At 43.2% G+C, this 14,386-nt stretch carries 15 protein-coding genes; 8 read left to right on the top strand and 7 right to left on the bottom strand.

Going from position 1 to position 14,386, the window contains the following annotated elements; translation table 11 throughout:
- The first annotated feature begins 236 nt into the window (after nucleotides 1-236).
- The 3 genes from FSB76_RS28820 (at nucleotide 237) to FSB76_RS28810 (ending at nucleotide 3,488) form a co-directional block, all read left to right on the top strand.
- On the top strand, nucleotides 237-1,157 hold the full coding sequence (locus FSB76_RS28820; RefSeq protein WP_147059673.1) for an ABC transporter ATP-binding protein: 921 nt from the start codon (nucleotides 237-239) through the stop codon (nucleotides 1,155-1,157).
- The gene (locus FSB76_RS28815; RefSeq protein WP_147059671.1) at nucleotides 1,150-2,403 is read left to right on the top strand and encodes an ABC transporter permease; all 1,254 of its coding nucleotides are present in this window, start codon (nucleotides 1,150-1,152) and stop codon (nucleotides 2,401-2,403) included. Before FSB76_RS28820 ends, FSB76_RS28815 begins: the two co-directional genes overlap by 8 nt.
- Nucleotides 2,404-2,558: 155 nt before the next feature.
- Nucleotides 2,559-3,488, top strand: coding sequence for a Ppx/GppA phosphatase family protein (locus FSB76_RS28810; protein WP_147059669.1), 930 nt, complete (start codon nucleotides 2,559-2,561; stop codon nucleotides 3,486-3,488).
- Between the two features lie 134 nt (nucleotides 3,489-3,622).
- Here FSB76_RS28810 and FSB76_RS28805 read toward each other — a convergent pair whose 3' ends face one another.
- From FSB76_RS28805 to FSB76_RS28775, 7 genes are all read right to left on the bottom strand, one after another.
- Complete coding sequence (locus tag FSB76_RS28805; protein ID WP_147059667.1) at nucleotides 3,623-4,516, bottom strand: Rpn family recombination-promoting nuclease/putative transposase; 894 nt, start codon at nucleotides 4,514-4,516, stop codon at nucleotides 3,623-3,625.
- A 13-nt stretch (nucleotides 4,517-4,529) separates the two neighbouring features.
- Nucleotides 4,530-4,796 carry a hypothetical protein gene (locus FSB76_RS28800; protein ID WP_147059665.1) on the bottom strand — a complete coding sequence of 89 codons (267 nt, stop codon included), beginning with the start codon at nucleotides 4,794-4,796 and terminating at the stop codon, nucleotides 4,530-4,532.
- A gap of 25 nt (nucleotides 4,797-4,821) precedes the next feature.
- Nucleotides 4,822-5,136, bottom strand: a complete 315-nt coding sequence (locus tag FSB76_RS28795; protein ID WP_147059663.1) for a hypothetical protein — start codon at nucleotides 5,134-5,136, stop codon at nucleotides 4,822-4,824.
- The gene (locus tag FSB76_RS28790) at nucleotides 5,133-6,530 is read right to left on the bottom strand and encodes a radical SAM protein (protein ID WP_147059661.1); all 1,398 of its coding nucleotides are present in this window, start codon (nucleotides 6,528-6,530) and stop codon (nucleotides 5,133-5,135) included. The genes FSB76_RS28795 and FSB76_RS28790 overlap by 4 nt, the downstream gene beginning before the upstream one ends.
- Entirely contained in the window at nucleotides 6,523-7,272 is a 750-nt protein-coding gene (locus FSB76_RS28785) for a prolipoprotein diacylglyceryl transferase (protein WP_147059659.1), read from the bottom strand. Before FSB76_RS28785 ends, FSB76_RS28790 begins: the two co-directional genes overlap by 8 nt.
- Nucleotides 7,273-7,364: 92 nt before the next feature.
- On the bottom strand, nucleotides 7,365-8,108 hold the full coding sequence (locus FSB76_RS28780) for a carboxypeptidase-like regulatory domain-containing protein (protein ID WP_147059658.1): 744 nt from the start codon (nucleotides 8,106-8,108) through the stop codon (nucleotides 7,365-7,367).
- A 14-nt stretch (nucleotides 8,109-8,122) separates the two neighbouring features.
- Nucleotides 8,123-8,689, bottom strand: a complete 567-nt coding sequence (locus tag FSB76_RS28775) for a hypothetical protein (protein WP_147059656.1) — start codon at nucleotides 8,687-8,689, stop codon at nucleotides 8,123-8,125.
- A gap of 153 nt (nucleotides 8,690-8,842) precedes the next feature.
- Here FSB76_RS28775 and FSB76_RS28770 point away from each other — a divergent pair, with 153 nt between their 5' ends.
- From FSB76_RS28770 to FSB76_RS28750, 5 genes are all read left to right on the top strand, one after another.
- Nucleotides 8,843-10,834 (top strand): M1 family metallopeptidase, encoded by a 1,992-nt coding sequence (locus FSB76_RS28770; protein WP_147059654.1) that lies wholly within the window; start codon nucleotides 8,843-8,845, stop codon nucleotides 10,832-10,834.
- 235 nt (nucleotides 10,835-11,069) lie between these two features.
- Complete coding sequence (mqnC, locus tag FSB76_RS28765) at nucleotides 11,070-12,194, top strand: cyclic dehypoxanthinyl futalosine synthase (protein ID WP_147059652.1); 1,125 nt, start codon at nucleotides 11,070-11,072, stop codon at nucleotides 12,192-12,194.
- 84 nt (nucleotides 12,195-12,278) lie between these two features.
- Nucleotides 12,279-12,830 (top strand): SMC-Scp complex subunit ScpB, encoded by a 552-nt coding sequence (gene scpB, locus FSB76_RS28760; RefSeq protein ID WP_147059650.1) that lies wholly within the window; start codon nucleotides 12,279-12,281, stop codon nucleotides 12,828-12,830.
- Nucleotides 12,831-12,969: 139 nt separating this feature from the next.
- The gene (locus FSB76_RS28755; RefSeq protein ID WP_147059648.1) at nucleotides 12,970-13,164 is read left to right on the top strand and encodes a hypothetical protein; all 195 of its coding nucleotides are present in this window, start codon (nucleotides 12,970-12,972) and stop codon (nucleotides 13,162-13,164) included.
- A 77-nt stretch (nucleotides 13,165-13,241) separates the two neighbouring features.
- Nucleotides 13,242-14,360: a GNAT family N-acetyltransferase gene (locus FSB76_RS28750; protein WP_147059646.1), complete on the top strand. Its 1,119-nt coding sequence runs from the start codon at nucleotides 13,242-13,244 to the stop codon at nucleotides 14,358-14,360.
- Nucleotides 14,361-14,386: the final 26 nt, after the last annotated feature.

Here is a 14,386-nt window from a genome sequence, read left to right as displayed (position 1 = left end):
TTTCACGGATTTTATCGAATTTCACTAATGCGGGGCGCACACAATTTTTACAAATAGAAGCCTAAATTGCACCTGGGTAAAGAATTGGATTGAATTCGTTTAATCTTGATTGGTGTAATTCGATAAAATTCGTGACAATTCGTGTGTATAAATTCGTGACAATTCGTGTGTTATGTAACATTTTAAAATTGCCCGTATCTAAACCATAAATTAACAAAATAAACCTTAATCAAAATATGTTAAGCATCCGCAATATTGTTAAGCAATACGCCGGCCACCGGGCATTAGACGACGTGAGCCTGGAGGTAGAAAGCGGCCAGGTTTTCGGTCTGCTGGGGCCAAACGGCGCAGGCAAAACTTCCCTTATCCGCATCATTAACCAGATAACCGCTCCCGATTCAGGCGAAGTTTTCTTTAACGGCCAAAAGCTCAACCAATCGCACATTGAACGTATTGGCTACCTGCCCGAAGAGCGCGGCCTGTACAAAAAAATGGAGATTGGCGAGCAAATGATTTACCTGGCCCGCCTGAAAGGACTTAGCCGCACCGAGGCCCAAAAACGTTTAAAGTTTTGGTTTGATAAGCTGGGGATGGAAACCTGGTGGAAAAAAAAGATTGAAGAGCTATCAAAGGGTATGCAACAAAAAGCCCAGTTTGTGGCTACCGTACTGCACGAACCCGACCTGATTATCCTGGATGAACCCTTCAGCGGTTTCGACCCGGTGAATGCCGAGGTAATTAAAGATGAGATCCTGGAGCTGAACAGAAAAGGTGCTACCATCCTGTTCTCTACCCACCGAATGGAATCAGTAGAAGAGCTTTGTGATGCTATTGCCCTAATCCATCAATCGCATAAAATATTGGATGGTACTGTTAAAAATATCCGCAACTCCTACCGCAACGAAACCTATATGGTTGAGTACGCAGGCCAGCCTTTAAGTTTTAACGGCGCCCAGCCGTTCGACATCATTGGCGATACCATAACCGATGATGATAACCATACTATCCGCATAAAGCTAAATGAGGGTTATACCTCAAATGATGTATTGCAATACCTTATACCGCAGGTGCGCATCAATATGCTACAGGAAGTAATACCCGGTATGCATGAAATATTTATCGAAAAAGTAAACGCAAACAACAAAAGCCATGAATAAAGTATTACTGATTATCCAGCGCGAATACCTTACCAGGGTGCGGAAAAAATCGTTCATCGTCATGATCTTCGTGGTGCCGTTGTTAATCCTGGCAATGGGGGCTATTATCGCTTTAGTAGCCAAAGACAGCAACAACCTGTCAACACTCCAAATAGTTACGGTGGTTGATGACAGCAAAATTTTTGTTGATAAGTTCCGTGATGTATCCAACATCAAATTTGTGGTTAATCATAAAGATTTAAATGCAGATAAAGCAGAATCAAAAAAGGACGAAAATATATCAACCCTGTATATCCCTGCCGATTACGGAAAAAAAGGAAGCGTGCAGATTTTCTCTAAAAAGAAATCGCCCATGCAGCTTACCGACGAGATTGAGAAGCAGATGGGCAACATAGCTTTTGATTACAACATGATTCAGCACCATATTGATACGGCAGTTATCCACTCGATAAAAAGGGCTGACATTAGTGTGAAGACGGTAGAAATTACCGAAACCGGCGATAAGAGCAGCGACCTTGGTGCAAACATAGCCGTTGGCATTGCCTGCGCCATATTCATATACATTTCGCTGTTTATTTACGGCGGCCAGGTTATGCGTGGCGTTATTGAAGAGAAAACAAGCAGAATCATCGAGGTGATTATATCATCAGTAAAGCCATTTCAACTGATGCTGGGCAAAATAATAGGTGTGGGATTAGTTGGACTAACACAATTTAGCGCCTGGATAATTTTATCAGTTATATCGTCAAAAATAGCCGGGCATGCGTTTAACACACCGCAAAGCTTTATGGCGGGTATTATCGCAACATTATCTACCATACCATTTGGCTATATTTTGGGTTGTTTCCTGTTTTACTTTCTCACCGGATACCTGTTATATAGTGCGCTGTTTGCAGCCGTAGGTTCGGCGGTTGACAGCGAAACTGAAACGCAGCAATTCATGTTCCCAATAACCTTGCCCCTGTTGTTTACTTATATGCTATCGGTATCAGTTTTATTTCGGGCCCCTGATAGCGCATTGGCGGTTTGGTTGTCTATTATACCATTTACAGCACCGGTTGCCATGATGGTGCGTTTACCATTTGATCCGCCGGCATGGCAGGTTGCCTTATCCATGTTTATGATGGTAGTAGGCTTTTTGTTTACCACTTACGTAGCCGCACGTATTTACCGGGTTGGAATTTTGATGTATGGTAAAAAAGCCAGCTTTAAAGAATTGAGTAAATGGTTTTTTTATAAGGAATAATTGGTTCATTGGTTCATTGGTTCATTGGAACGCGGGCATAGCGGACAAATGTTATTTTGTCTGAATGCCTCCTATCTATCTGGTAATCCCACCAGAAAAGACCAATGAACCAATGAACAAGTGAACCAATGAACTAAAATATCTATTTTAGCAACATGAGTAAACGCGTTGCCGTGATGGATTTGGGTACCAATACTTTTCATTTGCTGATAGCCGATGGCAGTGTAGATAATTACCAGGAGATTGTACACTTACATGAAGCCGTAAAGCTTGGCGAGGGAGGCATTAACAAAGGTTATATTGCACCCGAGGCTTACCAGCGCGGCATTGATACCATGCAGCAATTTGCCAATGAAATAAACACAAGCGGCGCTATTGAAGCCCGCGCCATTGCAACATCTGCCCTGCGCAACGCATCAAACGGAAGCGATTTTATCAGTGACGTTAAAGCCCAAACCGGCATAGCCATCGAAATTATCAATGGTGAACAGGAAGCAGGTTTTATTTACCAGGGCGTAAAAATCAGCGGATGCTTATCGGCACAAAATTCCCTCATTATAGATATTGGCGGTGGTAGCGTAGAATTTATTTTAGGGAATATCGATGGCATCATATGGAAACAAAGCTTTGAAATTGGCGCCGCCCGGCTGATGGATTTGTTTCATCGAACAGATCCTATCCCACCCGCATCCATAGAAGCCTTAAATCAATACCTTGACGAAAAACTGGTCGATTTGTTTGCGGCCGTTAAAAACATCCAAATTGACACTCTCATTGGTTCGTCCGGCGCGTTTGAAACTTTTGCCGAAATGATAGAAGTTGAAAAAGGTCATAATTTCGACTTAAAAACCACCAAAAATTATAATTTCGATGAGGACGAGCTACTAATGCTCATTGGTAAATTTGTAGCATCCAGCCATAAAGAGCGGGCCGCCAATAAAGGCATTATCCCGGTTAGGGTTGACATGATAGTTGCCGCATCATTAATCACCCGTTTTATTATGCATAAGCTGGGGATTAGCAAGGTAAGTATGTGCAGTAATTCGTTAAAGGAAGGGGTTTTGGCAGAGATGTTGGGGGAGTAAGAGTCAAGAATTAAGAGCCAAGAGTCAAGACTTAGCTGCACTTTATCAGGGTTGTGGTTATGAGGGTTCGGTTATGTTAATCTATCAGAATAATAAATTTTTTAAGCCGTTATTACGTATCTGTGGCCTTACCGTTAAAGTTTTTCTATTTCCTCTATCGACAGCTTAGTTGTTTTTGCAATAAGGTCATTTGACAAACCTTCTTTTTTCAATTCACGGGCAATCACTTTTTTTTCTTCGTATGCTTTTATTCGTTCTTCTTCACGCGCTTTCGTATCGGCTTCCTTAATAGCATAGTCCAACACATTTTTATTATCCCATTTATATTTTAAGCTGCTATCGTACATTGTTTTTTCCTCCTTGCTAAGGTTAATATAAGCTGCAATACTGAACAATTTTTCAAATATTGGTTTACGCAGATAAGCCGGTATTTTATCCATTCGGCTCATATTTTTTAATAGATATAACCACTTGTCCAGATCGGAATCTAAATCTGCCCCCTCTTTCACAAATTTAGCTAATTCTATGTAAGTATAACCCAGTTTATCGTAAAATATTTCGCCGGTATCCCTGTTACAAAGGCAAATATCGTGCAGGTATTTATCTTCCGGGCTGTCATCTAAGGTAAAATCTTCAAGCAGGGCGATAAAATATACTTCTGCAATGTTGTAAGCCCAGGCATTCCGTTTACCTTTTGGCGCCTGATCGCTTATTAGCCTGCTGGTGTAAAATAAAGCCCTTTCTTTAAAGTATCCCTGTTTTGCCCGCTGTACTTCTATTAAAAAGTGTTCGCCTTTATCACCGGTGCAAAGCAGGTCGAATATGGCCGCGCCCTCGTCCTTTAAATCGCCATGGTGTTCATTTTTGTTGTAAACCAGGTCAACAATATGTTTACGACCTCTGAACACTTCATTTAAAAAAGCGATGAGCAAATCCTTATTAGGTTCGCTGCCGAAAATCTTTTTAAAAGCAAAATCAACTAAAGGGTCGATATATTTCCCGGGGGGCGGCAGTTTACTATCTTTCATATCCATTTATTGATCAGCTTGTAAAGACTGCCAGGCAGGTTGAAAAGCCTATCAGCAAAACCACTAAAGCACTTAATAAAAATTCTTTACGGTAAACAAAAATGGCTGCTATTAAGCATATTATAATTTGGACAGCTATAAAAAACGCTTCGCCAATAATGATCAGTTCTTCTTTGTTAACGCCAAAGTATATAGTATAAGCTGCAAGCACCGCAAGGTTAATGCCAATGATTATTATTTTTTGATCCTTTTTAGGCTGCTTCTTGTTTAGCTCTTCCATTAATAGTTTGAATTATTTATTTGCACTAAAGGCCTTTAAACCCAACCGTAACACAGGTAGAAAAACCAATAATTAAAACCAATAAACCGGCCAGCAGCCAAAACCAGCTTCGCTTACCAAGGGCGGCACAAATGCATACAACCACATGGATAAGCAGCAGGAAAGCATCAATTAAAGCGCCGCCGGATACAGTAAAGCATGGTATGGAGTAAATGGCGAGTGTCAAAATATTGTAGCCAACTATTTTCATTCCCTCACCTTGTTTATTGGGCCCAGGTATTTCATTGCCATTAAAATTACCTGATCGGGAGGGGTTGTTAAGGTCGTTATCTTCCATCATACTGTTATCTCGTTTCGTAACTGTTCTAAATATTCCCGTTTATCATCACGATAAAAAATGTTCATGGTTTCAAAGGGGATGATCTGCATATCTTTGTTTACGATATGCACGCATGATTTTTTGATGGCGCGTACGTCAAAATTATGGGCATCGATGAATTGCATAATAATCACCCTGAACAGATTATCATAATTCAAACTTGGTGCATCAATTTCGGGCAGGCAGCATAATATCGAATGCAGGTGCTCCTTAGCTTTATCAACCGAATTACCGGTGCTAAACATGTTGAGCAAATGGCCTTTCAGTTGTTCGTCCTGCTCGTATACAATGGTATTTTTGGAATTATCCAGCAAATCATCCGGGCTTATCATCCGTGTGAGCGGGAACACCTGGTCGCCCAGTTTTAAGGCGTAGGCCATTACCAGCGCGTCGGGGTTGCAGGGTACCGGGATCAGGTCGTTTTTATTGAAGATGTTGGTTTGCTCCAATATAGCGGTGCGCACTTCGGTTAGCGTGTACCTATCTGTTTGCTCATTAAAATTCTCCAACCGGCCGGCCTGCTGTGTTGGCTGGAAGGTTACCCCGCGAATACAGGGCTGTTTCAGCGCATATTCAATAATCTCGCCTATCTCGTCGGTATTCAATCCTTTTTGCAGCGTTACTACCAAAGTAGTTGACAGGTTGTATTTATTCAGGTGTTCAATAGCCTTTACGCGCACCTCGCGCAAATCCTCACCGCGCAATTGTTCCAAAGCTTCTTTTTTAAAGGAATCAAACTGCAGGTATATCTCAAAATCGGGCATATAGGTAGCCAGCCGCTTTACAAAGTTTTCATCTTTGGCTATGCGGATGCCGTTGGTATTCAGCATCAGGTGTTTAATGGGCTTTGTTTTGGCAATGTCCAATATCTCGAAAAACTGGGGATGCACGGTAGGCTCCCCGCCACTTATCTGTACCACATCGGGTTTGCTCTCGTTCTCTACAATCACGTCCAGCATCTGTTCAATCTCCTGCAAGGTGCGGTGCCGGCCATAGCTTGGCGACGACATGGCATAGCAGGTTGGGCAGCTTAAATTGCACCTATCGGTAACTTCAACCACGGTGAGGCAGGAGTGCTGTTCGTGATCCTGGCACAGGCCGCAATCATAAGGGCAGCCGTAATGTGTTTTGGCGTTGAATTTGAGCGGCATTTCGCTACGCTTGGCATAGTTGCGGCAGTTTTTATAATACTCAACGTCGGTAGCTATCAATACTTTTTCGAAACCATGCTGGCGGCAGTTTTTAAGCATGAACACCTTATCGTCCTCAAACACAATTTTGGCATCAACCCGACGCAAACAGGTGGAGCAAATGCTCAGGGTAAAATCATAATAAATATAAGGGCGTTCAGGCATCGGTTTTTATCAGTTTAGATGGGTGTATAAATACTTTATAATAATACACAATACCAGCCAAACAAACTAACTGAATTACCGAAAGCCCGAAACTAAAAAAGTAATCAGGCTTAATAAACTCGTCCAAAAACCTGAATAACAGGCAACTCGTCATAAAAACCTTAAACTTTGAACCGTCTGTGAACTGGTGCCCCCGTTCAATCAACTTTAAAACGAGCCAAAGCAAAATCCAAAACACAATCTCGTAAAGGTTTGTGGGATGCCTGCGGATGCCATCACCAAAGTTAATAGCCCAGGGCAGGTTTGAGGCTACGCCGTAAGTACCATCTTCCAATCCCGCCAGGAAACACCCTGTTCGACCGATAATCATGGCCAGTATCAGCGGGTAGACCATTAAATCGCCGGATGATACGGTTACACCTATTTTCTTCTTGGTAAGCTCCACTCCTATCAATCCGCCAAGCATTCCGCCCACAATGGTTTTATTGCCCATAAAGTAAATGAGGCTGAACTTTGACAGCAGCGCCGGGTTCTCCAAAACGCCAACCACATGCGAGCCTACAAATGCCCCGAAGGCAGCGCCTATAAAGATGACAAGCCGGTTTTCGGTACTGATCTGGTCGTGGGTATTCCGGCGCAGCCAGGCATAGTAGCGGTAGCCTAAAAAATAAGCCAGCGTTTCGCACACAAAATGTACAGGGATAGATGATTTACCTATAGGGATGTTTACGGGGAAGTGCATTGGGCGGCAATGTACCAATCTGCCGTATCAAAGCAAATTAAATTCATATCGCATTTGAGCAATCATTAATCAGGTAGTCTCCAATTCCATACTCAATTAAATATCTTCCGTATCGGCCTTTTAATGCATTTGTAATAAATCCGTTTGATAAGCGGAGCCCTGGTTACCACCACCTCGCCCATCCAGACATATTGTTCGGTAGTAAGTTTTACCTGGTAATTGTCATCTGCACAAATGTCAACCAGCAGTGTTTTGTATCCTATAAATGAAACCTGTACTTGTTTTGTGTCTGCCGGTATAATCAGCCTGAATTTACCGGCTGTATCGGTTGTAGTACCTGTTATGCTCGATGGTATTTTGATTATCACACCCGGCATTGGCACGTCTTGGTCGTCATATATGCGCCCGTTAATTACCCTGGTTTCAGCGGCATCCGTGGTGGCTAATACCTTACCTAACACAATACGGCCAGCGTCGCCGGTTGGCCGGGGAGTTTGCACTGTTATAGCTGGTTTATTTTGCGCTACAGCTTTAAATGATAAGGCAAAACTTGCTATGCCCATTATAACAGCTAGCCTTTTCCAACGACTTGAAGGCGTTGCCGGGGCATCGGCAACAAACTGGTGATTGAGGTTAGTTAGCTGGTGCTCATTAAACCTTCCACAAACATTGCCTGTATTGCTTAGATAAGCAATAACCTGGCTATTAGTCATGGTTGTAAAATCGGTAACAGTTTTACAGCATTGGGTGCAATGCCTGCCACTTTCGGCAGGCATCATTTGCTGCCACGATTGGTGACAAGGTTTAGGTATGTTAATGTTTTGGATGGTATTCATGATGGTTAACAGTTTTAATATTCGCGAAGCATGTCATATATCGAAGTCCAGACACGTACAATTGCAGGTTTCTCGAAACCAACAACCGTTACGCCACCAACCCTACCCGAAAGGCCGTTAGCGACATATGTCAATTGCAAATTGTCATCTTTTACTGCTGTTGCCACCGGAGTGATATTTATATCAGCTGGAGTTAAATGTTTAGGTTGCATAAGTAACGTATCCCGGTGCTTTTGCCGTACGGCGGCTTGCTCCGTTTTGTGTTTCTTTTGCGCATTTGCCCTGGCAAAAGGTATAGCCATCAAAACGGCAGCTGCAAGGCCCACCCTTTTAAAAAAAATAAATGGCGTCGGCTTTTCTTGAAGTTGTTGATTTATCCGTACCAATTGCCGATCCTCAAATCGCCCGCAAACATTGCTTTGCCTGCCAAGGTAGTTGATGATCTCTTTATCCGTCATCGCCGAAAAATCAATAACCGTTTTACAACAACTTTGGCAGTGCCGCCCACCGTCAACTGGTAACATCTGTTGCCATAACTCGTGACATGGTTTAGCGATATTAATGCTTTTGGTTCGCGCCATTTTAATCTTTTGGTTACAGGATGCAGTTAATTAAACTTTTCCATAAGCGCTTTGTACTTTTTTTGTGAATTTTTTGAAATTTCCTGCATCTTTCTTATCGCCAAATAAAATTCCCGGCCATCATTTGTATATTGCTGCCTTTAACTGACCCTCATGAAAATTAAATTTTTAGGCTTCGGTCTATTCGCACTTTTAGCTGTCAATTCCCAGGCGCAAAAAACAAAAGTTAACCCCGGCGATACCACATCCAACTACAACCCGGCCGCCTTATTTTCGCCGCAGTTTTATACCGATAAGGGCAACGAATTCCATTCGGCCAACGGCGAACCCGGCCCGAAATATTGGCAAAACCGTGCCGACTATACCATTAAGGTAACGCTGGATACTGCTGCCAAAACCATCAGCGGTACAGTAAGCATCAACTATGTAAATAATAGCCCTGATGCCTTGCAGTACCTATGGCTGCAACTGGATCAAAACACCTATAAAAAAGAGGCCCGTTCCAACTTTTTTACCGGCCGGGTACCGGGGCCTAACCAGCATACTACAGGCTACACCATTGAATCTGTGGCTTTAGATTATGGCGACGTGGTTAAAAACGTGCCTTATATAATCACCGATACCCGTATGCAAGTACGCTTACCACATGCCCTGGGTAAGGGTGCTTTAAAACTTCGAATCAATTATCATTATACTATTCCGGGTGATTTTGGTAACCGTACAGATTACGTAAACACCAAAAACGGAACGATTTACGAGATAGCACAGTGGTTTCCGCGTATGTGCGTTTATGATGATAGCCGCGGCTGGGATACCCTGCCATTTTTGGGCGCAGGCGAGTTTTATTTAGATTATGGCGATTTTGATTACCAGGTTACCGTACCATGGGATATGATTGTAGCTGGTTCGGGCGAATTGTTAAACCCAAAAGAAGTTTTAACAGCCAAACAAATTGCCCGCCTTGATGCAGCCCGCGCAAGCGATAAAACGGTAATGATACGCAGCCTGGCCGAGGTTACCGACCCGGCAAGCCGCCCTGTTAACAAAGGCACGCTTACCTGGCATTACAAGATGCTAAATACCCGCGATGTGGCTTTTGGCGCATCAAAAGCCTATGTTTGGGATGCGGCAAGGGTTAATTTGCCGGGCGGCAAAAAATCATTGGCCATGTCTGTTTACCCGGCCGAAAGTGTTGGCCCAAATGCCTGGGACCGCGCTACTGAGTACTTAAAAAAATCGATAGAGTATTTTTCAGAAAAATGGTTTGTGTACCCCTACCCTGTGGCTATTAACGAGGCCGGTATTGCCGGCGGTATGGAGTATCCGGGTATTGTGTTTGACGGCATTACCGATAAAGGCAGCGAGTTGTATTGGGTAACCGCGCACGAGATAGGGCACAACTGGTTCCCGATGATCGTAGGATCGGACGAACGCCGTTTTGGCTGGATGGACGAGGGCTTTAACACCTTTATTGACATTTACGCATCGGACGAATTTAACAAAGGCGAATATGCCCCTAAACGCGATGGTGAATATGCGCCCGGCGGCGGTAACCCCGCCGATGAGATCATCCCGATTTTGAACGATCCCGCTTCGCCGCCTATCATGACCGCTGCAGATGCTACACCCGAAAAATACCGCCACCCACTGGTTTATTTTAAACCCGCATTTGGCCTGGTTTTACTGCGCGAACAGATACTGGGTAAGGATAGGTTTGATTATGCCTTCCGCAACTACATCGCTAAATGGGCATTTAAACACCCACAACCCGACGACTTTTTCCGCTCGATGGAAAGCGGCGCCGGCGAAGACCTTTCCTGGTTTTGGAAAGGCTGGTTTTATAATAACTGGGTAAGCGATATAGCCATTACAGCGGCCCAAAACGTTGGCAGTAATGCTACCAAAGGCGTAAAAATAACCGTTGTGAGTAAAGAGCAGCTGCCAATGCCATTCACTGTAGAATTAAAGTATAAAGACGGCAGCAAAAAGCGCCACTACCTGCCTGTTGAAACCTGGATGCAGCGCAAAGTAGTAACCGTAATTCTGCCCGATGAAAAGGATGTTGAAAGCGTTACGATTGACCCCGATAATGCTTTACCTGATTTGAACAGGGGGAACAATAGCGTGAAGGTGAGCCCCCTCTAAATCTCCCCCGGTAGGGGAGACTTTAAAAATTTCTCCTTGAGAGCCGGCTAAGCTGAACAAATGGAATAATAAACTAAGTTGATTACGCTATCGACGAATTGATAATTGAACTGAAAAATTGCAAATCAAAAGTCTCCCCTACCGGGGGAGATTTAGAGGGGGCTGGGGCTATCATTAATTTGTCAATCTTACCTCAACGTTAAACAATTAATAAGGTAAAGCTTATCTTTGCTATATGAACACAGCCGATCTGTTGCAACGCGCTTTGCGGTTTGATTTTTTAACCCTGGAAGAAGGGGTTTATCTTTATAATAATGCCCCTACTGCCGATTTAATGTACACCGCCAACGAACTGCGTAAAAAACAGGTTCCGCATGGTAAGGTTACCTGGCAAATTGATCGTAATGTTAATACTACCAATGTATGTATAGCCAATTGCAAGTTTTGTAACTTTTTTCGCAGGCCCGGCCATGAGGATAGCTACATTACCGATATTGAAACCTACAAAAAGAAGATAGAAGAAACTTTCCGCTATGGCGGCGATCAGTTGCTGCTGCAGGGTGGTCACCACCCCGACTTAGGGCTAAAATTTTATACCGATCTGTTCAGCGAACTGAAACAGCTGTATCCAAAGTTAAAACTGCACTCTTTAGGTCCGCCGGAGATAGCGCACGTAGCCAAGCTGGAGAATATGAGCCATATAGATGTGCTCAGGGCGATGAAAGAGTCTGGACTTGATTCACTACCCGGTGCAGGCGCCGAGATACTGAACGACCGTGTACGCCGCCTGATATCAAAAGGTAAATGTGGCGGCAAAGAGTGGCTGGATGTAATGCGTGCAGCCCATCAGCTCAACCTGCCTACATCTGCCACCATGATGTTTGGCCACATTGAAACCATCGAAGAACGCTTTGAGCACCTGGTTTGGATCCGCGAGGTACAATCCGAAAAACCGGAAGGTCATTATGGGTTTGTTGCCTTTATTCCATGGCCTTTCCAGGACGATGGCACGCTGCTACGTAAAGTTCGTGGCATCACCAATAATGTAACCGGCGATGAATACATCCGCATGATAGCCTTGAGTCGCATTATGCTGCCTAATATTAAAAACATACAAGCGTCATGGCTTACCGTTGGTAAACAGGTTGCCCAATTGTGCTTACATGCCGGCGCTAACGATTTTGGATCGATCATGATTGAAGAAAACGTAGTATCCGCCGCAGGCGCACCGCACAGGTTTACCGCCAAAGGCATCCAGGATTCAATCAAAGAAGCTGGTTTTGAACCCCAGCTGCGCACCCAAAAATACGACTGGCGCGATATACCGGTTGAAATTGAGGAACAAGTTATTGATTATTAAGTTGGCAGTTTTCAGTTAGCAGTTGGTAACCAGGTTTATTGGTTTTTACTGCAAACTGAAAACCGCGAACTGCAAACTAAAAAAATGACCCACCATATAGAGGCACTCATCTTTGCATCTGAACAAGGTATACGGCTGGAGGAGATCATGTATTGCCTCCAGGCTGCTTTTGAACGCGATTTTACTGCCGATGAAGTGAATGAGAGCCTAAAAGCCATCGAGCTAAAATATAGCGACGATAACCTGGCCATCGAATTGGTAAAAGTGGGCAATGGCTACCAGTTTTTCACCAAGAAACAGTACCACCCTGTTATCAATTTATTGCAATTACAACGCTCTAAAAAAAGATTGAGCCAGGCCGCATTGGAAACCCTTGCCATTATTGCATATAAACAGCCGGTAACCAAAACAGATGTAGAGCAAATTCGTGGTGTAAACTGCGATTATTCGATCCAAAAACTGCTGGAAAAAGAGCTAATAGCTATAACCGGGAAGTCGGAAGCGCTCGGAAAACCCATATTGTACGGCACCAGCGGCCTTTTTATGGATTACTTTGGAATTAACAGCATACAGGAATTACCTCAGATTAAGGATTTTACAAGCACATCCGTAGCCATTGGCGAACAAACAGAATAATTTTTATTTCCTGTTTTTAATAAAAATGATTTTGATTATTTTTACTATTGAAATGGGAAATAAAAGCTTTAAAAAAATTCCTGCTTTTTGCCCGATTTAAAGTATTATTGACAAAGTTTTACAAATAAAATCCATTACAATGGGAGCGCCAAAAAAACCAACCACTAAGAAGATCGACAATTCTGATGACGACCTTGATGACGATGACGATCTGAGTCTCGACCCTAAAAAGAAAAAAGTTGAGGACGATGATGATGATTTTGATGGGCCTTTAGACGATGATCTGGGCAGAGGTTATGATTCATTCGACGAAGACGATGACGACGATTTTTAATCGTTGACCATACATAGTTCTATTTGTAAAGCATTCAGCACATGCCCTGAATGCTTTTTTTTATATTTGGCCTTCCTATGATTATTACCGAAGTAAAAGATAAAACATCAAAAAAAGCATTTTTAAACCTTGCGCGTACTTTGTATAAGGACGACAAAAACTGGGTTTGCCCGCTGGATAATGATATTGAAGTGGTATTTGATCCGGCAAAAAACAACTTCCACCAGGATGGTAAGTGCACCCGCTGGATTTTGGCCGATGATAATGGCAAGGTGATAGGCCGCGTTGCTGCCTTCATCAATAATAAAAAAGCCTATCATTATGAGCAGCCAACCGGCGGCATGGGCTTTTTTGAATGCATCAACGATAAAAAGGCAGCTTTCCTGTTATTTGATACTGCAAAAAAATGGTTGCGGGATAATGGCATGCAAGCCATGGATGGGCCTATCAATTTTGGCGAGAACGATAATTTTTGGGGATTGCTGGTAGACGGCTTTACACACCCCTCCTATGGCATGAACTATAATTTCCCCTACTACAGGGCTTTTTTTGAAGATTACGGTTTTAAAACCCTATACGAACAAATTACCAATCACCTGGATGTTCACAAGCCTTTTTCGGAGCGCTTCACAAAAATTGCCAACTGGGTTATTAAAAAGCCAGGGTACGATTTCAGGCATTTCGAGATAAAGAAAATGGAAAAGTTTGCTGCCGATTTTATTGAGATTTATAACGATGCCTGGCAGGATTTTGAAAACTTTGTACCTATTACCCAGGCTACCATTGCCGAAAGCTTTAAAAAAATGAAGCCACTGATGGACGAGAAACTCATCTGGTTTGCCTACATTGATGATGAACCGGCTGCATTTATTATCATTTTGCCCGATGCCAACCAGATGCTTAAGCCACTAAACGGAAAGCTCGACCTGATTGGTAAGCTTAAATTTTTATATTATCGTTGGAAAGGCGTATCGCGTATGCGGGCGATAGTGATGGGCACCAAGCAAAAATACCAGAAACATGGCCTGGAATCGGCAATATTTATTAAGCTTAAAGAATACGTTTTGCCTTTAAAACAATATGACGAGCTGGAATTATCCTGGGTTGGGGATTTTAACGAGAAAATGATTGCCATTCACGCAGCCGTGGGAGCTACATTTGGCAAAAAGCATTTAACAATGCGCTGTGCATTCTAAGCAAACCCGGTTGCAGCCGGGTTTAA

The organism is Mucilaginibacter ginsenosidivorax (assembly GCF_007971525.1).
Lineage (GTDB): Bacteria > Bacteroidota > Bacteroidia > Sphingobacteriales > Sphingobacteriaceae > Mucilaginibacter > Mucilaginibacter ginsenosidivorax.
The sequence above is the reverse complement of the archived record's forward strand: the minus strand, read 5'-3'. Positions and strand labels throughout refer to the sequence as shown.

Bases quoted from the DNA above. Each gene is read 5' to 3' on its own strand.
- FSB76_RS28820 (WP_147059673.1), top strand. From the start codon at position 237: ATGTTAAGCATCCGCAATATTGTTAAGCAATACGCCGGCCACCGGGCA.
- FSB76_RS28815 (WP_147059671.1), top strand. From the start codon at position 1,150: ATGAATAAAGTATTACTGATTATCCAGCGCGAATACCTTACCAGGGTG.
- FSB76_RS28810 (WP_147059669.1), top strand. From the start codon at position 2,559: ATGAGTAAACGCGTTGCCGTGATGGATTTGGGTACCAATACTTTTCAT.
- FSB76_RS28805 (WP_147059667.1), bottom strand. From the start codon at position 4,516: ATGAAAGATAGTAAACTGCCGCCCCCCGGGAAATATATCGACCCTTTA.
- FSB76_RS28800 (WP_147059665.1), bottom strand. From the start codon at position 4,796: ATGGAAGAGCTAAACAAGAAGCAGCCTAAAAAGGATCAAAAAATAATA.
- FSB76_RS28795 (WP_147059663.1), bottom strand. From the start codon at position 5,136: ATGATGGAAGATAACGACCTTAACAACCCCTCCCGATCAGGTAATTTT.
- FSB76_RS28790 (WP_147059661.1), bottom strand. From the start codon at position 6,530: ATGCCTGAACGCCCTTATATTTATTATGATTTTACCCTGAGCATTTGC.
- FSB76_RS28785 (WP_147059659.1), bottom strand. From the start codon at position 7,272: ATGCACTTCCCCGTAAACATCCCTATAGGTAAATCATCTATCCCTGTA.
- FSB76_RS28780 (WP_147059658.1), bottom strand. From the start codon at position 8,108: ATGAATACCATCCAAAACATTAACATACCTAAACCTTGTCACCAATCG.
- FSB76_RS28775 (WP_147059656.1), bottom strand. From the start codon at position 8,689: ATGGCGCGAACCAAAAGCATTAATATCGCTAAACCATGTCACGAGTTA.
- FSB76_RS28770 (WP_147059654.1), top strand. From the start codon at position 8,843: ATGAAAATTAAATTTTTAGGCTTCGGTCTATTCGCACTTTTAGCTGTC.
- mqnC (WP_147059652.1), top strand. From the start codon at position 11,070: ATGAACACAGCCGATCTGTTGCAACGCGCTTTGCGGTTTGATTTTTTA.
- scpB (WP_147059650.1), top strand. From the start codon at position 12,279: ATGACCCACCATATAGAGGCACTCATCTTTGCATCTGAACAAGGTATA.
- FSB76_RS28755 (WP_147059648.1), top strand. From the start codon at position 12,970: ATGGGAGCGCCAAAAAAACCAACCACTAAGAAGATCGACAATTCTGAT.
- FSB76_RS28750 (WP_147059646.1), top strand. From the start codon at position 13,242: ATGATTATTACCGAAGTAAAAGATAAAACATCAAAAAAAGCATTTTTA.